We start from the raw sequence: 19,577 nt of genomic DNA on the forward strand, positions 1-19,577 counted from the left end.
CTCTGGGCTAGACGGGACGCGACCCTTCACCGTCCTACCGCCTCGGCGGATCCAGCTTGGAGGGACACCGCATGCGCACCACCTCCGACACCATCGCCGCAATCGGCCTCGCCATCGGCGGCGTCTTCGGCCTGGCTGGCACCTTCGTGGCCAGCGCGCCACTGCGCGAAACGCTCTGGGCGATCGATGGCGTGGCACTCGTCGTCGCCACCGCGCTGCTGACCATGAAATACCAGCGGCTGGGCAATGATTGCGTAGCCGCGGGGTTCCTCACCTTCCTCGCCGGCGAGAGCCTGCTTTTGGCCGGCAATGCGGCGGGGCTGGAGGCCAGCCTTCCCTCCTATGTCGGCGGCATCTCGCTGTGGGCGGCAGCGCTCGTGCTGATCGGCGCAGCGAGCACCGTTGCCCTGTGGATGCGGCTCACCGGCGCGCCATCCTGTTTGTGGTGACGGTGGGGTGCTGTGGGGCGCGCCCTTGCTGCCGACCTCGGCGCCGCTGCCCGCCGCCGGCTATCCGTTTTGGTGCTGACCTTTGCCGGCTGGATATGGACGTTGCTGAAGTCGCCGAGGTGATTGACGCGATCCGACGGCTGGCGCCGCATGTGAAGTGGGGCAGTAGGGGGCGTAGGGTATCACGAGGCCGCCCCCTCATCCGGCCGCTTCGCGGCCACCTTCTCCCCGCTGGGGAGAAGAAGCGAGCACCAGCGCCGAGCGAGCTCCTCTCCCCTCGGGGAGAGGTCGGATTGCCCCGAATTGCCTTTCGCAATTCGGCTGGCAATCCGGGTGAGGGGGACTTGCCTAGCCGTGGCTCTAGGCCCGGCCCTCGCGGCGTGCGACCCTCGCATCTCCGATTCGGGACCGCCCATCATGCTCCGCCTCACCCTTGCCGCCCTCCTCATCGCCACGCCGGCGCACGCCGCCGATATGGCGTTCTTCGTCAAGAACCTGCGCAGCCAGGCGGTGGCGGTGGAGTTGTTCAGCCGTGACCGCAAGATGTCGTGGCCGGGCGGTGGTCAGGTGTTTCTGATCGAGCCGAGCTCGCAGAAATCGGTGCCGATCTCGTGCAATCCGGGCGAGAACATCTGCTATGGCGCCTGGGTGAATGGCAATGATGCGATTTCGGCCGGCGTAGGGCCGGATAATGACCAGCCGTGCGATACGTGCTGTTTCATCTGCGTGGAGAAAACGACCGAGACGATCGATCTGGTGGAGTGAGGGGCGGGGCGCCGAAGCTGCTGATCTCCCTCCTCGTGGGGGAGATGTCCGGCAGGACAGAGGGGCGCGCGAAGGATCGCCAGCGTATGGATCAGCAAGCCTAAAATTGAAATGACGCGGCTGCAGGAATGAGAGGTCGGCGGGACAGCGCCCCCCTCTGCCTTGCCAGGCATCTCCCCCACGAGGGGGGAGATTAGCGCTCCGCCGCCTTCGCCAATCACCCCAAAATCAGTCAGCCGCTCCCCTTCAATGTCAGCCGCCATCATGCGATGCTGGTTCCCTCGGCCGGGGGGCCGATTTGCCTCGGGGGTTTCAATGTCTTTCACTTGTCTGCGCCGCGTCGTCGTCGCGCTCTCGCTTGCGGCGCTGTTTGCGCCGGCAGCGCACGCAGCCGACATCACCTTCGCCGTCAAGAACAGCCATCCCAACGCCATGCGCCTCGAGCTCTACAGCCAGGACCGCGACTATGTCTGGCCGGGCAATGACAAGGATTTTTATCTCGACGATGGCGAGACCAAGCAGATCCCGGTGTCGTGCGACGAAGGCGAGTCCATCTGCTACGGCGCCTGGGTCGACGGCGACGAGGGAACCTATTGGGGCGTCGGCCCCAACAACAAGGAAAGATGCGAGGATTGCTGCTACACCTGCAATGGCGGCGAGACGGAGGAAATTGAACTGACGCCGTAGGAAGTACAACCAATCTCCCCCCAAGTGGGGGAGATGTCCGGCAGGACAGAGGGGGGCGCCATAGAGCGCAAGCCTCCGCACCACCGAGCATCGTAATGCCGCACACGCCTCTACCGCCTCGACATCGCGCAAACGCCAGATCGATGCACAAAGTCCTGACGCCAGCCGAACTCAAGCTCTGGAACGAACTTCGTGCCCACCGGCTGATGGGGCTTGGCTTCCGGCGACAATTTCCGATTGCCGCCTACATCGTCGATTTCGCTTGCCCGGAGAAGAAGCTGGTCATCGAAGTCGATGGCTCCCAGCATGCGGACGCCGGCGCGGCTGCCAGTGATGAAACGCGGACATCGCACCTCGAACAAGATGGCTGGACCGTCCTGCGGTTCTGGAATGACGACGTCATCCGCGACATCGACAATGTCTGCCAGCATATTGTGATTGCGGCTGGGCTTGGAGGCGCATCCTGAACGGTGCTGGGGCTTTAGGGCAGGGAAAGGTCGGCGGGACAGCGCCCCCCTCTGGCCTGCCGGCCATCTCCCCCACGAGGGGGAGATCGGGTTTCCCCGCGGCTTTCGCCAATTAGCCCAGCAACGCCCTCTGCCGCTTCGGCCCGCCCGCCTTGCGCCAGGAGTTGAACCGGTGCGTCGCGGCGGCAAACGAGATCTTCATCTGCTGGGCGACCGAGTAGCGCGACCTGCCTTCGTCGAACAGGCGGTAGCAGCATTCGACGCCCTCCTCGGTCAGCTTGCCGTCGGGCGCCTTGTTGTGCGGATTGGCGGGGTCGAATTTTTCGACCTGCTGTTCGACCAGGCCTTTCAGCCGCTGCAAATCGGCCTCGATGCTGGCGATCAGATCGAGGACGGGTTTCGGATCGAAGTGGTCGTGCGGCTTTGCCGTCATCTTGCTCATGCCTTTCGCTTGCGTATCGCGACCGATATAGGCGAACATTTGCCGATAATGAAGGGCGCGTTGCAATCCGGCGCTTCAACATTTCTTGACTGGTGATTGACCGCGGAGACTGCAGCGCCTAGTTTAGAATTGTTCTAAACTGGGGTGAATTTCTCATGCTTTCCCGTGTCTTCGGTTTCGGCCGCCGTCCTTTCGAAACGCTGTCGGAACAGGAGATCCTGGCCCTGGCAATTTCATCCGAAGAGGATGACGGGCGCATCTACCGCGCCTATGCCGACGGGCTGGCGGACAGTTTTCCGCAATCGGCGAAAGTGTTCGAGGCGATGGCGGAGGAGGAGGACGGCCATCGTGATTCCCTGATCGAGCTTTACCGCAAGCGTTTCGGCGAGCGCATTCCGCTGCTGCGCCGCGAGCACGTGAAAGGCTATTACGAGCGCAAGCCCGACTGGCTGGTGCGGCCGCTCGGCATCGAGCATGTGCGGCGCCAAGCCGAAGAGATGGAGCGGCAGGCCTATCGCTTCTATGTCGAGGCGGCCAAGCGCACCGGCGATGCCTCGACCCGGAAACTGCTCGGCGACCTGGCCGCGGCCGAGCAAAGCCATGAGAATTCGGCGCATCGGCTGGAGCAGAAACTTGTGCCGGGCGAGGTGAAGGACGAGGAAGCCAGCGCCGAGCAACGCCAGTTCATCCTGACCTATGTGCAGCCCGGGCTTGCCGGGCTGATGGACGGCTCGGTGTCGACGCTGGCGCCGATCTTTGCCGCGGCGTTTGCCACGCACGACACCTGGCAGACGCTGCTGGTGGGCCTCGCCGCCTCGATCGGCGCCGGCATTTCGATGGGCTTTACCGAGGTCGCTTCCGACGACGGCAAATTGTCAGGGCGTGGCTCGCCGATCAAGCGCGGCCTCACCGTCGGCATCATGACGACGCTGGGTGGGCTGGGCCACGCGCTGCCTTACATCATCCCGCATTTCTGGACGGCGACGGCGGTGGCGGCCGTGGTGGTTTTCTTCGAACTGTGGGCAATCGCCTTCGTCCAGAACCGCTACATGCAAACCCCGTTTCTGCGCGCGGCGTTTCAGGTGGTGCTGGGTGGGGCGCTGGTGTTTGCGGCCGGGGTGCTGATCGGGAATGCGTGAGCGCCAAGCGCCCCCTCACCCAGCCTCCGCTACGCTCGGCTGACCTCTCCCCGAGGGGAGAGGAGATTTTCGACGCCTGCGCCAGTCTCTTCTCCCCAGCGGGGAGAAGGTGGCCGCGAAGCGGCCGGATGAGGGGGCCTGGCGCGACGCCGATACCTAGTCACAATTCACCGCCCTGCTGTCCGCCGGCGCTTCATCCCGCTCCGTCAGGCCATAGTCCCGCACCACATGCGCAATGCGCAGCCGGTAGCCGGCAAATATTCCGCCGCGGCCCGCATGCTGCGCCTGCCGATGCTCTTCCGTATTGCGCCAGGCTTTCACCGCTTCCTCGTCGCGCCAGAAGGACAGCGACAGGACCCGGTTGGGATCGCCCAGGCTCTGAAAGCGCTCGATCGAGATGAAACCGTCGATGCCGTCGAGCAGCGGCCTGAGTTCCGCAGCGATGCCGAGATAGGCGTCGCGCTTTCCCTCAGCCGGTTGCACCTCGAAGATGACAGCGATCATATCTCCTCCTTGACCACGGTCTGGAACAGCTGCCGCGGTCCATGCGGCCCCGACACCAGCTTCAGGAAGATGCGGTCCTCTTTCAAGATGAACTTTTCCCGGCGGGCGAATTCGTAATTGGCCTTGCCCGCCGGATCCGCGGCGAGACGGGCGCGATATGCTTCGTAGGCGGCGAGGCTGTCGATGTTGTAGGCGGCGTAGGCGGTGGTGGCCGAGCCCTCGTGCGGGGCGTAGTAGCCGATCAAATCGGCGCCGCAGCGCGGGATCGCCTGGCCCCAGGCCTTGGCATATTGCTCGAAGGCCGGCTTGCCGAACGGGTCGATCTTATAGCGAATGAAGCAGGTGATGGCCATCGTGAACTCCTTGGGTTTCGCGTGGATAGTTCGAGCGGCGTCGAAACGTTGTGCCGCAGGGTCCGCTAAGCAAAAGCGCTGGCTGTCAGGCCTGCCAGAAGGGCCTTGCGCATTCGCGGCGCACATCCTCACGGGTCAGGCCGAGATCGCGCAGCAGATGGTCGTCGACCTCCGCGAGGTCGAGCCGCTGCAGATGGCGGTCGTACCAGCGGGCGAGCAGCCGCCGTTGCAGCCAGGTGACGAACGGGAACGGCCGGCGGCTGGCGAGTGGGGCGGAAGCGGTTGGCATCGGCGTTCTCCTTGATCCCGCCCGACAATAATGCTTATCTGACGAGAATGCTTCGATGGAGACCTAACTATGCGTGAAGGACCCGACATCGCCCGCATCGGCAGCCTGGTCGGCGATCCGGCGCGAGCAAACATGCTGAATGCGCTGATGGGCGGCACGGCTTTGACGGCGAGCGAACTGGCGCTGGAGGCCGGCGTCTCGCTGCCGACGGCGTCCTCGCATCTGTCGAAACTGATGGAGGGCGGGCTTTTAACTTTGGCCAGCCAGGGACGGCATCGCTATTACGGCCTCGCCGGGCCGCAGGTTGCCGGCATGATCGAGGCGATCACCGGGGTGGCCGAAGCGGTCGGCCCCAAGCGGGTGCGGCCCGGCCCGCGCGACGGCGCCATGCGCGTGGCCCGCGTCTGCTACGACCACCTCGCCGGCGAACAGGCGGTGGCGATGCTCGACCGGCTCGTCGCGCGCGGCATCCTGTTGCGCGACGACAAGGAGATCAGGCTCGGGGAGATCAGGCCGGGGCAGATCCGGCCGGGGGAGATCAGGCTCGGGCCGTCGGCGGCGTCATATTTTTCGGCCCTCGGTATCGATGTCGGCGCCAAGCCGCGCCGGCCGGTCTGCCGCGCCTGTCTCGACTGGAGCGTGCGCCGCTCGCACCTCGCGGGAACGCTCGGCGCGGCTATTCTGGACAAGATCCTGTCGGAGAAATGGGCAAGGCGGGAGAAGGACAGCCGCGCGGTGGTGTTTTCACCGCCGGGGAAGCAGGCGTTCGAGCAGGTGTTTTTGGGTTAGTTTGCAGGCGCTAATTGGGCGACGCTGGTGGGACAGCACCCCCCTCTGTCCTGCCGGACAGAGGGGGGTGTGACGGAACGCTTGCGTAGCAGGTGAGGCGCGCGACGCTCACCCCCGCTTCAGCACCTTCCCCTGCTTGAAGAAATCCGCCCACGGATCGGCCTCCGCTAGTTCCTTCAGCGTCGTCTTGCCCCCGATCGGGAAGGAATTCGGCGCCAGCCCCTTTTCAACCTCCGCCCACGTTACCGGCACCGACACCGTCGCGCCCTTCTTCGCCCGCGAGGAGTAGGGCGCGACCGTGGTCGAGCCCCTGCCGTTGCGGAGATAGTCGACGAAGATTTTTCCCGTGCGCGCCTTTTTCGACAGCGTCGCCGTGTAGCGGTCGGGCGCGGCCTGCTCCAGCGCCTTGGCGAAATCATGCGAGAAGGTTTTGACCGCCTCCCAATCCGCCGACGGCTTCAGCGGCACCAGCACGTGATAGCCCTTGCCGCCTGACGGCTTGACGAAATTCGGCAGCGACAGATCGTCGAGCTTGCCTCTGATGTCGAGCGCGGCCTCGCGCACCGCCTTGACGTCGACGCCTTCATCGGGATCGAGATCGAAGATGATCTGATCCGGCTTTTCCAGCGCGTCGATCTTGCAGCCCCAGATGTGGACCTCGACCACGCCATACTGGACCAGAGCGGCAAGGCCGTCGAAATCGCGGATGAACAGGATTTCCTCGCCATCGGTCGGGTCCTTCATCCGGGCAATCTTGTCGCTCATGCCGGCCGAAGTATGTTTCTGGAAGAAGCGCGGGCCGCCGATGCCATCCGGCGCCCTGACTAGGCTGAGCGGCCGGTTGACGACGAACTGCTCCATGCGCGGCCAGACCAGCGCGTAGTGTTCGAGCAAAGCCTGTTTGGATATTTTTTCCTCGGGCCACAGCAGCTTGTCGGGATGGGATAGTTTTACCCTGGTCGTGATCGTCGCGGGCGCCTTAGCCCCGGCGGCCTTGCCGGCGCCGCTTGCCGCGGGCCTTGCCTTGTTCGCCGCCTTCGATGGCTTTTCCTGCACGACTTCCTCTGCCGGCTTGTCCTCGCGCAGTCCCTGGAACGACGCGTGGCGTATTATACGGTCCGAGGTCCAGCTGCGGAACTCCACTTCGCCGACAAGTTCGGGCCTGACCCAGACCAGGCCCTTGCCCTTCGGCACGGCGGCGGCAAAGGGCGAGGCGTCTGCCTTCAGCGCATCGAGTTTTTTCTTCAAATCGGTGGCGCTCCTGGCTGTGAAGCCCGTGCCGACGCGGCCGGCGTAGTGGAGCTTGCCGCCCTCGTGGTAGCCGACCAGCAGCGAACGCAGGCCGCGGCCGGTCTTGTCCGAGGGCAGATACCCGCCGATGACGAATTCCTGGCGGGCCGTGCATTTCGATTTCACCCAGCTCGGGCCACGGCCGCTGCGGTAGGGCGCATCGGCGCGCTTGGAGACGATGCCTTCGAGGCCCATGCGGCAGGCGTGCTGCAGCATGATCTTGCCGGGCTCCGCGAAATGGTCGCTGAAGCGAACAGCGGCATTTTCGGCCGTCTCGCCGAGCAGCTCCTGCAGCGCCTGCTTGCGCTCGACCAGCGGCTCGCGGCGCAAATCCTTGCCGTCAAGCCGCATCAGGTCGAACACATAGTAGGTGAAGCGGTCGGTTCGATTGGCGGAGAGATCCTGCTGCAGCAGCGAGAAGGATGAAACGCCGCTGTCGGCGAGCACGACGATCTCGCCATCGATGATGGCGTCGCTGCATTTCAGCTGGGCCAGTTCCGCGACGATCTCAGGGCCGAATTTCTCCGTCCAGTCGAGGCCGGTGCGGGTCAGCAGCCGCACCTCCGTGCCGGCGATCTGCGCCTGCATGCGGTAGCCGTCGAATTTGACCTCATGCAGCCAGTCCTCGCCGGGCGGCGCCTCGCGCTCCAGCGTCGCCAGTTGCGGCTCGACGAAGTCGAGGCGCTTGCCGGCTTTCGCCTTGCTGGATGCCGCAGGCTTGTTGGAGTGCCAGACCTTCGGCTTCTTGCCGTCGGCGGTCTTGCCTTCCGCGACCTCTTCGATGGTCAGGCCGGACTTCACCGATTTCGGTGCGTCCTTCAGGATATCCTCGCCGGGGCGGGCGGCGGCATCGTCGGATTTGATCAGCAGCCAGTTGTCGCGCTTTTCGCCAGGGCGGGGTCTTAACCTGACCAGATGCCACCGCCCATTCAGCTTCTGGCCGTTGAGTTCGAAGTCGATATGGCCCTTCTTCATCGCCTTGGCGGGGTCGATCTCTGGCGTCCATGTGCCTTCGTCCCAGACGATGACGGTGCCGCCGCCATACTCGCCCTTGGGAATGGTGCCCTCGAAGCCGGCATAGTCGATCGGGTGGTCCTCGACATGCACGGCCAGCCGCTTTTCGTGCGGGTCGAGGCTCGGGCCTCGCGTCACCGCCCAGCTCCACAACACGCCCTCATGCTCGAGGCGGAAATCATAGTGCAGCCTGGTCGCGTCGTGCTTCTGGACGACGAAGATGCCGCCGGGCTGCTTGCCGCGCGCGACCTTGCCCCCCGGCTCGGCCGTCTTCTTGAAATCGCGCTTGGACTGATATTGTTCGAGGCTGGCCACGGCGCCGACCCTCAAGCCGACTTGCGCTTGGGCGCAGAAGCTTTCGCCTTGCCGCTTTTTGCCGCCGGCTTGGCCTTCTTCGCCGAGACTTCCGCCTGGCCGCCATCGGACAGGCTCTTCTTCAGCGCGTCGAACAGATTGACGACATTGGACGGCTTGGGCGCGGCCTGCGCTTTCGGAGCCTTCTTTCCGGCCTTCTTGGCGCGGATCAGTTCGAGCAGCGCGTCCTCAAACTTGTCCTCGAATGTCGACGGATCGAACTTCCCCTTCTTCTTGTCGATGATGCGTTCGGCCATATCGGTCATCTCCTGGTCGGTCTTCACCGCCTTGATGTCGCCGAAGATGCTCTCCGGCTCCCGCACCGTGTTGCCGTAGCGCAAGGTGGTCAGCACCATGCCTTTGCCGCGCGGCTCGATCACCACGGGCCGCTCGCGGCTATAGAGCACGACGCGCGCCAGCCCGGCCATCTTCTTGTCCGCCATGGCATCGCGGATGACGGCAAAGGCCTCCTCCGACACCTTGTCGGCGGGCGTGACATAATAGGGCGTGTCGAGATAGATCTGCTCTATCGAGGCTTTGTCGACGAAGCCGTCCAGCGCCATCGTGTGCGAGGACTCGATCTGCACCGCTTCGATCTCTTCGTCCTCGATATAGACGAACTCACCGGGGCTCACCTCATAGCCCCTGATCTCGTCGCCATCGCCCAGCGGCTTGCCGGTTTCAGAATCGACATAGATGCGCTTGACCGTGTTGCCGGTCTTGCGGTTGAGCACCCGGAACGAAACTTTTTCGGCGTGGGTGACGACGTTGGTCAGTTCGACAGCGCAGGTGACCAGCGACAGTTTCAGATAGCCCTTCCAGGCGGGGCGAGGTGCCATGGCGAACTCCTGCGCGATGCGGTTCAAGCGAGAACGGGCAAGGCCCGTTCCGGTTCCGGGCGCGCAGCCAGGGGCATTTCGGCAGCGAGCATGGAAATTTCGAGAGGCTCGCCAAATTGAAACAGAACCGCGCTCAAGCGACATCCATACGAAACATATGTGATGCAAAAGTCACAATGCCGGAAATGGCGACGAACCACACCGAAAGACCCCCAAACAGCCGCATTCCGGCCACGAAGCATGGGGTTTTCGACCAAAGATTAACATCGTGTTCACCGACTATTCACGCCTCGACGCTATGATCCCCGCAATCGGACGGGACATCCGAAAATCGGGACAGGGACTTGAGTAAAATGAAATTCTGGGGCCACATCGCCGGCTATGCCGCCGCCATCCGTGAGTTCATCGCGCCGACCTATCGGCCGGAGCGCTACTACATGCGCGGCCCGGGTCCGGCCTGCGCCCGTCGCGGCAGCTCGCTCGGCGCGCATTGATCATGACATTCGAAACGCGTCACGACAGCCGGATCTGCAGACCGGAGGCCGATCCCCGCGCAACCACCTATCGCGCCGAGCGCCCCGCGCTGGCCGCGAGAAGCCGTGCGACAACGCCGCGGCTTTGATCCCGCTGCCGGCGGGCTTAGTGTCTGAAGACACAAGCTGCCGGACGTCCCGTGACTTCTTCTCCTGAACCCTTCGATGCCAGCCAGCCATTGATCGTTTTCGACGGCGTCTGCGTGCTGTGCTCGGGCTTCGTACGCACGGTGGTCGGGCTCGACCGCAAAAACCGCTTCCGCTTCGCCACGGCGCAGTCGCCCTTCGGCGAGGCGCTGTTCCAGAGATACGGGCTGCGCACCGACAGCTACGAGACCAATCTGGTCCTTGTCGGCGGCGCTCCCTTCATGCGGCTGGACAGTTTCATCGCGGTGATGGCCGAACTCGGCTGGCCGTGGCGGGCGGCGAAGGCCCTGCTGCTCATCCCGCGCCCCTTGCGTGACTGGCTCTACGAACGCATCGCCAAAAACCGCTACGCCATGTTCGGCCGCAAGGACAGTTGCGAGATCCTGTCCGCCGCGATACGTGCGCGCGTGATCGGCTAATCGCCTGTCACCCAAAAGTGACCTCGGTTCCGGGAAAACGACATACGCAAAAAGAGCGGCGCCATAGGCTTCTGGTCGTTGGCGGCTATGGCATTTTCGGCGGCCGCATCGTGCAATTGCTGGAGAGCGAGCCACGCCTGATCCTGCTCGTCGCCGGGCGCTCACTGGCCAAAGCCGAGGCCTGGTGCAAAACCCGCACCGGCGCGGCGCCGCCGCTCGTGCCGACGCGCTTCGATCGCAACGGCGACGTCGCGCAAGGCCGGCCTGTTCGTTCGCGCCTCAGTCCGGCAGCGCCGCGACGGCGACGATCTCGATGACGATGTCTGCCTGGGCAAGCGCTGCGACGCCGATTACCTCCGAAGGCGGCGGATTGTTGTCGCTGCAATGCTTCGGACAATGCTCGGCGAAAAACGCGTCCAGCACGTCGAGACGAAAATTAGGCGAGCTGAGGACGCCGCCGTCGGGAAATGGCCCTTTGACGAAAAAGGTCAGCCTGATGAGATGGTCGAGCCCGCTGCCAAGTTCTTCCAGATCCGATTTGATGTTGCCGAGAACTTCCCGCCACTGCGCCGCGGCATCGCCGGCGAAGCCGCCACCCTTCTTGCCGGCCGGATCGTAGTCAGCCGATGTCGCGGTGTTGCCGCAGAGATAGACGGTGCCTTTCGCACCGCTGACGACCGTGCCTTTGCCCCATGGCATCAACCGGCCGTTCTTGAATTTCTTGTGGGTCACGAGTTCCATTCTCTTCTCCCACGCCTCGTGTGACGTGCCCGCCAACGACAGAAGATAGTGCTGTGCGGAGCCACGGCCAGTCCGCTGCCGGTCATCCGCCAGCAGACGAAGGAACATCTGGTCCTTGCGAAATCTCCTGGCGGAGGCGAAAGTTTTTTCTGAAGCCTGTCGAAATCGGCCGCCGCCGCGCGACATACGTCTGGCCCCGCTAGGACGCGGCCTTCGAAACCACGGGAGAAGACCCATGCGATACATGCTTTTGATCAACAGCGACGAAGCCGCGCAGGCGAACACGCCAATCGAGAAGGCTCAGCAGATGAGCGCAGCATATGCCGCCTATACCGAAGCGTTGAAGAAATCCGGCGCATGGCTCGCCGGCGAACGGTTGCGCCCGACCCAGGCGACCACCTCGGTGCGGATCACAGACGGCAAGACCAACGTGATCGACGGCCCCTATGCCGACACCAAGGAGCAGCTTGCCGGCTTCTACATGATCGAGGCGGCCGATATCGATACCGCCATCGACTGGGCGGCGCGCTGTCCGGCGGCGAGCGCCGGCACGGTCGAGTTGCGGCCGATCTGGGAAATGGCCGACTACATGCCCAAGAAATGAAACCGTGATGGACAATCGCCCGGAGATCGCGCGGGCGGCGGCCGAAGCGGCCGCCCGGCAGAGTTACGGCAAGCTGGTCGCCTACCTTGCTGCGCGCACCCGCGACGTAGCCGGCACCGAGGACGCGCTGGCCGAGGCCTTTGCCGCGGCCCTTGAGCGCTGGCCACAGACCGGCGTGCCCGAGAAGCCGGAAGCATGGCTGCTGGCCGTGGCGCGCCGGCGGCGCGTCGACGCGGTGCGCCGTCGGCTGACCAGCGAGGCGAGCCGCGACCATCTCAAGCTGATGGCCGAGGAGATGGAGGCGAGCATGGAAGACGAAGACCTTCCCGACGAACGTCTCAGGCTGATGTTTGCCTGTGCGCATCCGGCGATCGAAGCCAGCGTGCGGGCGCCGCTGATCCTGCAGACGGTTCTGGGTTTCGACGCGGCGACGATCGCCTCGGCCTTCCTGGTTTCGCCGGCGACGATGGGCCAGCGTCTGGTGCGCGCCAAGAGCCGCATCCGCGAGATCGGCATTCCGTTCCGCGTGCCGGATCGCGCCGAACTCGGCGAGCGGCTGGGAACGGTGCTGGAAGCGATCTACGCGGCTTTCGCCGAAGGCTGGACCGACCCGGCAGGGACCGAGACGAGAGTGCGCAATCTGGCGACCGAAGGCATCTGGCTCGGGCGGCTGGTGGCATCGCTGATGCCGGACGAACCGGAAGCGCTCGGCCTGCTGGCGCTGATGCTGTTTGCCGAGGCGCGCCGCCCGGCGCGGCGCGATGCGGCTGGAGATTATGTGCCGCTCGCCGAACAGGATTGCCGTCTTTGGGATCACGCGCTGATCGACGAAGCCGAGTCGCTGCTGGGCCACGCCGCCACCATTGGCGTCATCGGCCGCTACCAGCTCGAAGCGGCGGTACAATCGGTGCATGCGACGCGGCGACGGACCGGCCAAACCGATTGGGCGGCGATCCGTAACTTCTACGATGCGCTGTCGGCGATATCAGGCTCGCCGGTGATTTCGATCAACCGCGCCGTGGCGATTGCCGAGGCCGAAGGGGCGGCGGCAGGACTGGCGGCGCTCTACGTGCTGGGCGACGACAAGCGGCTCAACGACTATCAGCCCTATTGGGCCGCTCGCGCCGGCCTGCTGGCCAGGCTCGGCAATGCGGCGCAAGCGGTCGAAGCCTATGACCGGGCGATCGGCCTTGAACGCGACCCCGCCGTGCGCCGCTTCCTGCAGGCGAAACGGGCGATCCTGCGAAATTGAAGCGTCCGTTCAGGCCGGCCACATTTCATGCGTGGTGTTGAGCCGTTTCATCAGCGGATGCGCGCGCAGCGCCGACCATAAGCGTTCGATGTTCGGCCAGTCGGCTCGCGCCTTGTCCATATCGGGGTGCCAGGCCACCAGCATGACGAGGTAGATGTCGGCCAGCGACATCGCGTCGCCGACCAGCCAGCCGCGCCCCTCGAGGGCTGCATCGACAATGGCGAAGCCGCGGTCCATCTCGGCAATGGCTGCCTGCTTGACGGCTTTCCTGCCGTCGGCATCGGCGGTGTAGCGATGGGCATAGTAGAGGCGCAGGATGGCGGGGTAGAGCACCGATGACATGAACGCCATCCAGCGCAGGAAACCGGCGCGATCCGGCGATCCGGCGGCCGGCGCCAGACCCGCCTCCGGATGGCGCTCGGCAAGCAGGATGCAGATCGCCGCCGATTCGGTTATCGATTGACCGTTGGGCAAGGTCAGCACCGGAACCTGGTTCAACGGGCTGATGTCGAGGAAAGCCGGGTCCGGCGGATCCTTCTTGGGCACATCGATCTGGTCGAATTGCGCGTTTGCCAGCGCCAATGCGGCCTCGACGACAAAACCGCCGCTGCCTGGGCGCGTGTAAAGCTTGTACATGTGATTCTCCCCCTGCCCGCGCGAAGCAGGCCGGGGCGATTTGACCCTGAAGCCGCCTCCCGCTCAAGCCGGTGGCGGACGCCACGGCCGGGTTTTCTGCGGTCCAGCCATGAGACTTCCGATGTCGGAGGGACAGCACCCCCGATGCCCGGCAGGGCAGAGGGGGGTGCGAAGGATCGCCGCCTATCCAGTTAAGACGTTAAGCCCCCAGCCCGTCGAACAGGATCGTCGACAGATAGCGCTCGGCGAAGGACGGGATGATCACCACCAGGTTCTTGCCCTTGTTCTCCGGCCGCGACCCGACGGCGATGGCGGCCTGCAGGGCAGCGCCCGACGAGATGCCGACCGGCACGCCTTCAAGGCGGGCGACGAGGCGGGCGTTGGCGACCGAATCCTCGTTGGAGACCTTGACGATCTCGTCATAGATCGAGGTGTCGAGGATCTTGGGCGCAAAGCCGGCGCCGATGCCCTGGATCTTGTGCGGGCCGGGCTGGCCGCCCGACAGCACCGGCGAGGCCTCCGGCTCGACGGCGACGACATGCACCGAGGGCTTGCGTTGCTTCAGCACCTGGCCGACGCCGGTGATCGTGCCGCCGGTACCGATGCCGGCGACGAAGATGTCGACCCCGCCATCGGTGTCGTTCCAGATCTCCTCGGCGGTGGTGCGGCGGTGGATCTCCGGGTTGGCCGGGTTTTCGAACTGCTGCGGGATGACGGCGTCAGGCAGGGTGGCGGCCAATTCGTCGGCCTTGGCGATGGCGCCCTTCATGCCTTTCGGCCCTTCCGTCAGCACCAGTTCGGCGCCGAGCAGCGCCAGCATCTTGCGGCGCTCCACCGACATGGTTTCGGGCATGGTCAGGATTAGCTTGTAGCCCTTGGCGGCGGCGGCGAAGGCGAGCGCGATGCCGGTATTCCCCGAGGTCGGCTCGATCAGCGTCGTCTTGCCGGGTTTGATCCGGCCCGACGCTTCCAGCGCCTCGATCATGGAAACGCCGATGCGGTCCTTGACCGAGGCGATCGGATTGAAGAATTCGAGCTTGGCAAGAAGGTTGGCAACGACGCCCTTCTCCTTGGCGAACTTGTCGAGCCGCACCAGCGGCGTGTCGCCGATCGTCTCGGTGATCGAGTTGTAGACACGGCCGCGGCCGGGCACGCGCGCGGAAGGCTTGTTCATTGGTTTCGCTCCCAAATCAGATCAGGCAATTGGCGTCGGCGGACAGAATAGGGCTTTCGCCCGCGCAAGATAGGCTGCCGGCCGAAAATATCGAGTGGGCCGCTTGCTGAAAACGCTTGTCTCCTCAAGCCGCATTTTCCGGATGGACCGATCGGCGGAATGGATGGGCCTGAACCGATCTACTGACGTGCGGCAATGGCAGCGGCCGCGCCCACCATGAAGCCGGCGGCGGTGCGGTTAAGCGCCTTCAGCGCGCGTGGCGATTTCAGGAACCAGCGCGCCTTGGCGGCCAGCGCAAGATATGGCACCAGCACCACGAAGAGCACAATGACGGTGAGCGCGACCAGGATGCCGTAGTCGGCGAGCGTGATGGTCTTCAGGTCGACGATGGTCGGCGTGATGGCGAGGTAGAAGATCATCGTTTTCGGGTTGCCCAGCGTGACGGTGAGGCCGGCAAGGAAGCTCGATACCAGGCCGCCCTTGCCTTTCCTGGCCTCGACAGTCTCGGGCGTGATCCCGGCCGTCCAGAAACGCCAGCCGAGGAAGGCGAGATAGGAGACGCCCAGCCATTTGATGGCGAGAAACACCATGCCGAAGCTTTGCGCGACAAAGGCAAGGCCGAGCACCACCGCGGTGAGATAAATGAGGTCGCCGAGCATCAGGCCGAACGACATCGCCAGCGATGAGCGGAAGCCGGATCCGAGCGCCCGCGCCACAAGCGCGGTGACGCCGGGCCCGGGAATGGCGGCGGCGATGCCCAGCGCAGCACTATAGGCAAGGAAGCCGGTGAGGGTCATGACGGTCGCACCTCGTGAAACGACTCTGATGCCATGAAAGCCTGCAACGGCAAAACGGATTCGATTGCGCCAAGCAGGACATGAAAGCCGGTCATCCTCGCCTGAAAGCGAGAGATGGGTTCACTTACGCCCCGAAGGCGGTCGGCTATCTCGCATGGCTCCGAACGGCAGGAGCACCCATGTTAGCCAAAAGACTTCACATCCAGCTCATGAAGTGGATGCCCAACAACTATTCCGAGGCACGCGGTCACGTCCACGAGCTGGAATGGTATCTGTGGTTCGATGGGCGTCAGGCTTTCAGCCTGTTCGACAAGGGCGATAGCGATGTCGTTCCGCAGACTGGATATTTTACCGACAGCCGGAACCCTGGCGCCTACCCCGTTCGTCCGATGATCTATCCGCTGGTCGTCAACAACCGCTTCAAGGTGCGGCTGGTGGCGATCGAGCGTGACGGACCGCAAAAGATAGACCCCGACGACACCGCCAAAGGCGAATTCTACATCGACCTCGACACCAAATATCCGCCGGTCTCGGACTGGCGCATCATTGCTGCCGATCCGCGCAATACCGACCTCAACGTGGAAGCGTCGTTCCAGCTGCAATGGCTGGATTATGTCGATACCGCCGAGATTGCCGAGGATGGCCCGCCACGCATCATCGACAAGTCCAATTATCCCTATCCCTGGGGCGCCAATGTGATGGTGTTCGAGCACTGGCTCGGGCTTGGCCGCAAGGCGCCGCTCAAACTCATCGACCCGAACCGCGCTTCGCGCCGCGAATACTGGATGATCATTGGCAATGCGGCCCGGCGCATGGTGCAGGACCTCTATCGCTTCAACGTCAACCAGCTTGGCCTCGCCAACGACACCATCAGCAGTGTTTACGTGCCGAAGCTCAATGCCGGCCACGTCACGGTGACGCTTTACGAACACGATTTCAGCGACGGCCGCTTCGCGCAAGGGGCGAAGAAGTCCTTCGGCTCGGTCGGCCTCTTCAATCTCAGGGATACCGGTTTCGATGACCGTGTCTCATCGGCCGAGGTGATCCATACCTATCCCAAGGTGATCCATCGGGACGTACATTAGGGCCGGATTGCGCTGTTCGCCGGCTCAGGACGGGCCGTCGACATGGGTGATGCGCCAGATGGTGCCGTTGCCATCCTCGGTGACGATAAGCGCACCGTCCCTGGCCACCGCGACGCCGACCGGCCGGCCCCAGACGGCGTCGTCGGAGAGGACGAAGCCGGTGATGAAATCCTGGTACTCGCCGGTCGGCTTGCCGTCGCTGAATCTCAGCCGCACCACCTTGTAGCCGGTCCTCATACCACGGTTCCAGGAGCCGTGCAGGGCGACGAATGCGTCACCCTTGTACTCTGCCGGGAAATTGCCGCCGTCATAGAACGCGATGTTGAGCGGCGCCGAATGCGCCTGCATCAGCACGTCGGGCACGGTGACCGAGCCGGCGAGGTCTGGGCGCGCGCCCTCGTGACGCGGGTCCTCGTTGGCGCCGATATAATACCAGGGCCAGCCATAGAAGGCGCCGTCCTTGACGGAGGTGGCATATTCGAACGGCACATCGTCGCCGAGACCGTCGCGCTCGTTGACGACACACCACAGCGCGCCGGTCGCCGGCTGCACGGTCATGCCCGAACAATTGCGCAGGCCGGTAGCGAGGATGCGGCCATTCTTGCCGTCGGGGCCGAAGGCCAGCACGTCGGCACGGCCATCCTCGGAACCCCAGGTGGCGCCGAGTGGCTGTGATTTTGCCCAGGCGTCAACGCCGCTATTCGGTGCCTTCCCCATGCCCTCCGCCACGTTAGATCCGGAGCCGACCGAGAGATACAGCGTCTTCCCGTCCGGCGAGAAGGCGATATCGCGGGTCCAGTGGCCGCCGGTAGGGATGTCGGAGACAATCGTCTCCGGTTCGCCGGAGGCTTTAAGGTCGCCGTCGCGATAGGCGTAGCGGACCACGCTGTCGTTGTTGGCGACGTAGACCCATTGCGGCTTGTCGCCAGGCGGGTAGAAGGCGATGCCATAGGGCTGGTTGAGATTGTCGGCAAAAATGCCCTCTTCGGCCGGCTTCGCGCTACCCTTGGCCAGCCGATAGACGCGTATCTGGTTGGCGTCGCTGTCGGCGACGAACAGGTCGCCGTTCGGCGCCACGCGCACGACCCGCGGATTGGAAATGCCGGAAGCAACCAGTTCGGCCGAAAACCCAGGCGGCAGGACGGGCTTCGCGCCCTCGGGCCGATCGCCAAGGCCGGCGCTGTTGGAGGCGGATTCGGTGATGTTGGGCTTTTGCAGATCATCCGGCTTGATCAGCCGGCGCACACCTGGCTTGTCGGCCTTCCAGTCGCCGAAAGCGTCCTTGCCGGTCAGCAGCAGTTGATCAGCCTGCTGGGCGAAGGCGCTGGTGGCCAGAAGCAGGGAAAGGCCTGCGAAGCCGGCAATCCGGATCATGCTGTTCTCCTCGAACTCGCGCCGGTCGCGCGTCACGACAAAGGAGATATTGTGCGGCCGCCGCAAAAGAGAAGCGTGCGCGCGCAGATTCGACGAGAGAACCGCTCAACTTTCCTCTTCGACGTCCAGATCGTCGTCGAGACGCTTTTCCAATGCGACGAGATCTTCCGGCAGCGGCAAGCCCATGGCGCGCATTTCGCGCAGTTTTTCGCGCAGCTGCTCCTGGATTTCGTGCTCGTCCTCCGGCTGGTTGACCATTTCTTCGAGCAGCATGCTGATCTGGGCCTTGAACGATTCAAGCGCCATTCTGCGCCCTCCTTTGCGGTGATCCCGGCTTTCGAATTATCTTAACATCCGGGTAATCAATTGGGCCGTGTAGTCGACCATAGGCACGATGCGGGCATAATTCAGCCTGGTCGGGCCGATGACGCCGAGCGCGCCGACGACGCGGGCGTCCTTGTCGCGGTAAGGCGCCACGACCAGCGACGAGCCGGAGAGCGAGAACAGCTTGTTTTCCGAGCCGATGAAGATCCGCACGCCGGGGCCGTCCTCGGCGAGGTCGAGCAGCTGGATCAGCCCGTCCTGCGTCTCCAGATCCTCGAACAGGTGGCGCAGCAATTCGATATCGGCCTGGGCGGTGACGTTTTCGAGTAAATTGGCGCGGCCGCGCACGATAAGGCGCGCCGGCAGGCCGCTGTCGGCGCCGGCCCACACCGCCAGGCCTTTCTCGACCAGGTCCTGCGACAACGTGTCCAGCGCTGCCCGGGTCTCGTCCTTGATACGGGCGATCTCGATGCGCGCCTCGGCGAGCGTGCGGCCCCTGATATGGGCGTTGAGGAAGTTGGAGGCCTCGTGCAGCTGCGAGACGGTGATGCCGGCCGGCAGGTCGACGACGCGGTTCTCGACATCGCCATTCTGCGACACCATCACCGCCAGCGCCTTGGTCGGCTCGAGCTGGATGAACTCGATGTGCTTCAGCGCCACCTCGTTCTTGGTGGCGAGCACCAGGCCGGCGCCGCGCGACATGCCCGACAGCATCTGGCTGGCCTCGGTCAGCATGTGTTCCAGCGTCGCGCCCGAGCCGGAGGCGCGCACCTGCGCCTCGATGACCCGGCGTTCCTCGTCGGAGAGATCGCCAAGCTCCATGAAGGCATCGACGAAGAAGCGCAGGCCGGTCTGGGTCGGCAGGCGCCCGGCCGAGATGTGCGGGGCATAGATCAGGCCGAGATGCTCGAGGTCGCTCATCACGTTGCGGATGGTGGCCGGCGACAGCGACGACGGCAGGATGCGCGACAGGCTGCGCGATCCCACAGGCTCACCGTCCTTCAAATAGGATTCGACGATGCGCCTAAAAATGTCGCGCGAACGCATGTCGAGCGATTGCAGCGCGGGCGCCAGCAGACTGGGTTCGGTGACTGCCTTGGTCATTCGAGC

General features: G+C 64.3%; 25 protein-coding genes. 12 read left to right on the forward strand and 13 right to left on the reverse strand.

The window, feature by feature from the left end; translation table 11 throughout:
• Positions 1 to 71 precede the first annotated feature (71 nt).
• From NKJ80_RS25245 to NKJ80_RS25260, 4 genes are all read left to right on the forward strand, one after another.
• Positions 72 to 449, forward strand: coding sequence for a hypothetical protein (locus NKJ80_RS25245; RefSeq protein WP_352498518.1), 378 nt, complete (start codon positions 72 to 74; stop codon positions 447 to 449).
• Positions 450 to 866: 417 nt separating this feature from the next.
• Positions 867 to 1,214, forward strand: a complete 348-nt coding sequence (locus tag NKJ80_RS25250; RefSeq protein WP_352498519.1) for a hypothetical protein — start codon at positions 867 to 869, stop codon at positions 1,212 to 1,214.
• A gap of 315 nt (positions 1,215 to 1,529) precedes the next feature.
• Positions 1,530 to 1,901, forward strand: coding sequence for a hypothetical protein (locus NKJ80_RS25255; protein WP_023681251.1), 372 nt, complete (start codon positions 1,530 to 1,532; stop codon positions 1,899 to 1,901).
• A 95-nt stretch (positions 1,902 to 1,996) separates the two neighbouring features.
• A complete protein-coding gene (locus tag NKJ80_RS25260; RefSeq protein WP_352498520.1) occupies positions 1,997 to 2,368 on the forward strand; it encodes an endonuclease domain-containing protein in 372 nt (123 codons plus the stop codon).
• 112 nt (positions 2,369 to 2,480) lie between these two features.
• Here the strand turns inward: NKJ80_RS25260 and NKJ80_RS25265 are convergent, their stop codons facing one another.
• Positions 2,481 to 2,801, reverse strand: a complete 321-nt coding sequence (locus tag NKJ80_RS25265; protein ID WP_023728762.1) for a hypothetical protein — start codon at positions 2,799 to 2,801, stop codon at positions 2,481 to 2,483.
• 164 nt (positions 2,802 to 2,965) lie between these two features.
• Between NKJ80_RS25265 and mbfA the strand changes: the two genes are divergently transcribed.
• Entirely contained in the window at positions 2,966 to 3,949 is a 984-nt protein-coding gene (mbfA, locus tag NKJ80_RS25270; protein WP_023681248.1) for an iron exporter MbfA, read from the forward strand.
• A gap of 156 nt (positions 3,950 to 4,105) precedes the next feature.
• Here the strand turns inward: mbfA and NKJ80_RS25275 are convergent, their stop codons facing one another.
• The 3 genes from NKJ80_RS25275 to NKJ80_RS25285 form a co-directional block, all read right to left on the reverse strand.
• Positions 4,106 to 4,453, reverse strand: a complete 348-nt coding sequence (locus tag NKJ80_RS25275; RefSeq protein WP_023710357.1) for an antibiotic biosynthesis monooxygenase family protein — start codon at positions 4,451 to 4,453, stop codon at positions 4,106 to 4,108.
• Positions 4,450 to 4,806, reverse strand: a complete 357-nt coding sequence (locus NKJ80_RS25280; protein ID WP_352498521.1) for an NIPSNAP family protein — start codon at positions 4,804 to 4,806, stop codon at positions 4,450 to 4,452. The genes NKJ80_RS25275 and NKJ80_RS25280 overlap by 4 nt, the downstream gene beginning before the upstream one ends.
• An 85-nt stretch (positions 4,807 to 4,891) precedes the next feature.
• Positions 4,892 to 5,095, reverse strand: coding sequence for a DUF1127 domain-containing protein (locus NKJ80_RS25285; RefSeq protein WP_023699206.1), 204 nt, complete (start codon positions 5,093 to 5,095; stop codon positions 4,892 to 4,894).
• 69 nt (positions 5,096 to 5,164) lie between these two features.
• Here NKJ80_RS25285 and NKJ80_RS25290 point away from each other — a divergent pair, with 69 nt between their 5' ends.
• Positions 5,165 to 5,884, forward strand: a complete 720-nt coding sequence (locus NKJ80_RS25290; protein ID WP_352498522.1) for an ArsR/SmtB family transcription factor — start codon at positions 5,165 to 5,167, stop codon at positions 5,882 to 5,884.
• A 108-nt stretch (positions 5,885 to 5,992) separates the two neighbouring features.
• On the opposite strand, the gene ligD is transcribed toward NKJ80_RS25290, so the two are convergent.
• Positions 5,993 to 8,503 carry a DNA ligase D gene (ligD, locus tag NKJ80_RS25295; RefSeq protein ID WP_352498523.1) on the reverse strand — a complete coding sequence of 837 codons (2,511 nt, stop codon included), beginning with the start codon at positions 8,501 to 8,503 and terminating at the stop codon, positions 5,993 to 5,995.
• 11 nt (positions 8,504 to 8,514) lie between these two features.
• On the reverse strand, positions 8,515 to 9,381 hold the full coding sequence (ku, locus tag NKJ80_RS25300) for a non-homologous end joining protein Ku (protein ID WP_352498524.1): 867 nt from the start codon (positions 9,379 to 9,381) through the stop codon (positions 8,515 to 8,517).
• Between the two features lie 344 nt (positions 9,382 to 9,725).
• On the opposite strand from ku, the gene NKJ80_RS25305 reads away from it, so the two are divergent.
• The 3 genes from NKJ80_RS25305 (at position 9,726) to NKJ80_RS25315 (ending at position 10,797) form a co-directional block, all read left to right on the forward strand.
• On the forward strand, positions 9,726 to 9,875 hold the full coding sequence (locus NKJ80_RS25305) for a hypothetical protein (protein WP_196813601.1): 150 nt from the start codon (positions 9,726 to 9,728) through the stop codon (positions 9,873 to 9,875).
• Between the two features lie 179 nt (positions 9,876 to 10,054).
• Positions 10,055 to 10,480, forward strand: a complete 426-nt coding sequence (locus tag NKJ80_RS25310; RefSeq protein WP_031199395.1) for a thiol-disulfide oxidoreductase DCC family protein — start codon at positions 10,055 to 10,057, stop codon at positions 10,478 to 10,480.
• A gap of 17 nt (positions 10,481 to 10,497) precedes the next feature.
• On the forward strand, positions 10,498 to 10,797 hold the full coding sequence (locus NKJ80_RS25315) for a hypothetical protein (protein WP_023687545.1): 300 nt from the start codon (positions 10,498 to 10,500) through the stop codon (positions 10,795 to 10,797).
• Here the strand turns inward: NKJ80_RS25315 and NKJ80_RS25320 are convergent.
• Entirely contained in the window at positions 10,760 to 11,221 is a 462-nt protein-coding gene (locus tag NKJ80_RS25320) for a RidA family protein (protein WP_023687546.1), read from the reverse strand. The genes NKJ80_RS25315 and NKJ80_RS25320 overlap by 38 nt on opposite strands.
• Before the next feature lie 235 nt (positions 11,222 to 11,456).
• On the opposite strand from NKJ80_RS25320, the gene NKJ80_RS25325 reads away from it, so the two are divergent.
• Positions 11,457 to 11,825, forward strand: coding sequence for a YciI family protein (locus tag NKJ80_RS25325; RefSeq protein ID WP_023681239.1), 369 nt, complete (start codon positions 11,457 to 11,459; stop codon positions 11,823 to 11,825).
• Between the two features lie 7 nt (positions 11,826 to 11,832).
• Complete coding sequence (locus tag NKJ80_RS25330) at positions 11,833 to 13,077, forward strand: RNA polymerase sigma factor (protein WP_023681238.1); 1,245 nt, start codon at positions 11,833 to 11,835, stop codon at positions 13,075 to 13,077.
• 9 nt (positions 13,078 to 13,086) lie between these two features.
• On the opposite strand, the gene NKJ80_RS25335 is transcribed toward NKJ80_RS25330, so the two are convergent.
• The 3 genes from NKJ80_RS25335 to NKJ80_RS25345 all read right to left on the reverse strand — a co-directional run bounded on the left by NKJ80_RS25335 (position 13,087) and on the right by NKJ80_RS25345 (position 15,684).
• On the reverse strand, positions 13,087 to 13,713 hold the full coding sequence (locus tag NKJ80_RS25335) for a glutathione S-transferase family protein (RefSeq protein WP_352498525.1): 627 nt from the start codon (positions 13,711 to 13,713) through the stop codon (positions 13,087 to 13,089).
• A 199-nt stretch (positions 13,714 to 13,912) separates the two neighbouring features.
• Positions 13,913 to 14,887: a cysteine synthase A gene (cysK, locus tag NKJ80_RS25340; protein WP_023672045.1), complete on the reverse strand. Its 975-nt coding sequence runs from the start codon at positions 14,885 to 14,887 to the stop codon at positions 13,913 to 13,915.
• A 179-nt stretch (positions 14,888 to 15,066) separates the two neighbouring features.
• A complete protein-coding gene (locus NKJ80_RS25345) occupies positions 15,067 to 15,684 on the reverse strand; it encodes a LysE family translocator (protein ID WP_023672046.1) in 618 nt (205 codons plus the stop codon).
• A gap of 179 nt (positions 15,685 to 15,863) precedes the next feature.
• Here NKJ80_RS25345 and NKJ80_RS25350 point away from each other — a divergent pair, with 179 nt between their 5' ends.
• On the forward strand, positions 15,864 to 16,769 hold the full coding sequence (locus NKJ80_RS25350) for a hypothetical protein (RefSeq protein ID WP_352498526.1): 906 nt from the start codon (positions 15,864 to 15,866) through the stop codon (positions 16,767 to 16,769).
• A 24-nt stretch (positions 16,770 to 16,793) separates the two neighbouring features.
• On the opposite strand, the gene NKJ80_RS25355 is transcribed toward NKJ80_RS25350, so the two are convergent.
• The 3 genes from NKJ80_RS25355 to hrcA form a co-directional block, all read right to left on the reverse strand.
• Positions 16,794 to 18,143: a PQQ-dependent sugar dehydrogenase gene (locus tag NKJ80_RS25355; protein ID WP_352498527.1), complete on the reverse strand. Its 1,350-nt coding sequence runs from the start codon at positions 18,141 to 18,143 to the stop codon at positions 16,794 to 16,796.
• A gap of 105 nt (positions 18,144 to 18,248) precedes the next feature.
• The gene (locus NKJ80_RS25360) at positions 18,249 to 18,449 is read right to left on the reverse strand and encodes a hypothetical protein (protein WP_023672050.1); all 201 of its coding nucleotides are present in this window, start codon (positions 18,447 to 18,449) and stop codon (positions 18,249 to 18,251) included.
• A 36-nt stretch (positions 18,450 to 18,485) separates the two neighbouring features.
• Entirely contained in the window at positions 18,486 to 19,571 is a 1,086-nt protein-coding gene (hrcA, locus tag NKJ80_RS25365; RefSeq protein ID WP_023681233.1) for a heat-inducible transcriptional repressor HrcA, read from the reverse strand.
• Positions 19,572 to 19,577: the final 6 nt, after the last annotated feature.

Source organism: Mesorhizobium sp. M0030 (assembly GCF_040323695.1).
In the GTDB taxonomy this organism is placed as follows: domain Bacteria; phylum Pseudomonadota; class Alphaproteobacteria; order Rhizobiales; family Rhizobiaceae; genus Mesorhizobium.

Coding starts and splice junctions, on each gene's coding strand:
- NKJ80_RS25260 (WP_352498520.1), top strand. CDS start 1,997: ATGCCGCACACGCCTCTACCGCCTCGACATCGCGCAAACGCCAGATCG.
- NKJ80_RS25360 (WP_023672050.1), bottom strand. CDS start 18,449: ATGGCGCTTGAATCGTTCAAGGCCCAGATCAGCATGCTGCTCGAAGAA.
- NKJ80_RS25250 (WP_352498519.1), top strand. CDS start 867: ATGCTCCGCCTCACCCTTGCCGCCCTCCTCATCGCCACGCCGGCGCAC.
- NKJ80_RS25285 (WP_023699206.1), bottom strand. CDS start 5,095: ATGCCAACCGCTTCCGCCCCACTCGCCAGCCGCCGGCCGTTCCCGTTC.
- NKJ80_RS25335 (WP_352498525.1), bottom strand. CDS start 13,713: ATGTACAAGCTTTACACGCGCCCAGGCAGCGGCGGTTTTGTCGTCGAG.
- NKJ80_RS25265 (WP_023728762.1), bottom strand. CDS start 2,801: ATGACGGCAAAGCCGCACGACCACTTCGATCCGAAACCCGTCCTCGAT.
- cysK (WP_023672045.1), bottom strand. CDS start 14,887: ATGAACAAGCCTTCCGCGCGCGTGCCCGGCCGCGGCCGTGTCTACAAC.
- ku (WP_352498524.1), bottom strand. CDS start 9,381: ATGGCACCTCGCCCCGCCTGGAAGGGCTATCTGAAACTGTCGCTGGTC.
- hrcA (WP_023681233.1), bottom strand. CDS start 19,571: ATGACCAAGGCAGTCACCGAACCCAGTCTGCTGGCGCCCGCGCTGCAA.
- NKJ80_RS25290 (WP_352498522.1), top strand. CDS start 5,165: ATGCGTGAAGGACCCGACATCGCCCGCATCGGCAGCCTGGTCGGCGAT.
- NKJ80_RS25275 (WP_023710357.1), bottom strand. CDS start 4,453: ATGATCGCTGTCATCTTCGAGGTGCAACCGGCTGAGGGAAAGCGCGAC.
- NKJ80_RS25345 (WP_023672046.1), bottom strand. CDS start 15,684: ATGACCCTCACCGGCTTCCTTGCCTATAGTGCTGCGCTGGGCATCGCC.
- NKJ80_RS25255 (WP_023681251.1), top strand. CDS start 1,530: ATGTCTTTCACTTGTCTGCGCCGCGTCGTCGTCGCGCTCTCGCTTGCG.
- NKJ80_RS25355 (WP_352498527.1), bottom strand. CDS start 18,143: ATGATCCGGATTGCCGGCTTCGCAGGCCTTTCCCTGCTTCTGGCCACC.
- NKJ80_RS25325 (WP_023681239.1), top strand. CDS start 11,457: ATGCGATACATGCTTTTGATCAACAGCGACGAAGCCGCGCAGGCGAAC.
- NKJ80_RS25350 (WP_352498526.1), top strand. CDS start 15,864: ATGTTAGCCAAAAGACTTCACATCCAGCTCATGAAGTGGATGCCCAAC.
- NKJ80_RS25320 (WP_023687546.1), bottom strand. CDS start 11,221: ATGGAACTCGTGACCCACAAGAAATTCAAGAACGGCCGGTTGATGCCA.
- mbfA (WP_023681248.1), top strand. CDS start 2,966: ATGCTTTCCCGTGTCTTCGGTTTCGGCCGCCGTCCTTTCGAAACGCTG.
- NKJ80_RS25280 (WP_352498521.1), bottom strand. CDS start 4,806: ATGGCCATCACCTGCTTCATTCGCTATAAGATCGACCCGTTCGGCAAG.
- NKJ80_RS25330 (WP_023681238.1), top strand. CDS start 11,833: ATGGACAATCGCCCGGAGATCGCGCGGGCGGCGGCCGAAGCGGCCGCC.
- NKJ80_RS25245 (WP_352498518.1), top strand. CDS start 72: ATGCGCACCACCTCCGACACCATCGCCGCAATCGGCCTCGCCATCGGC.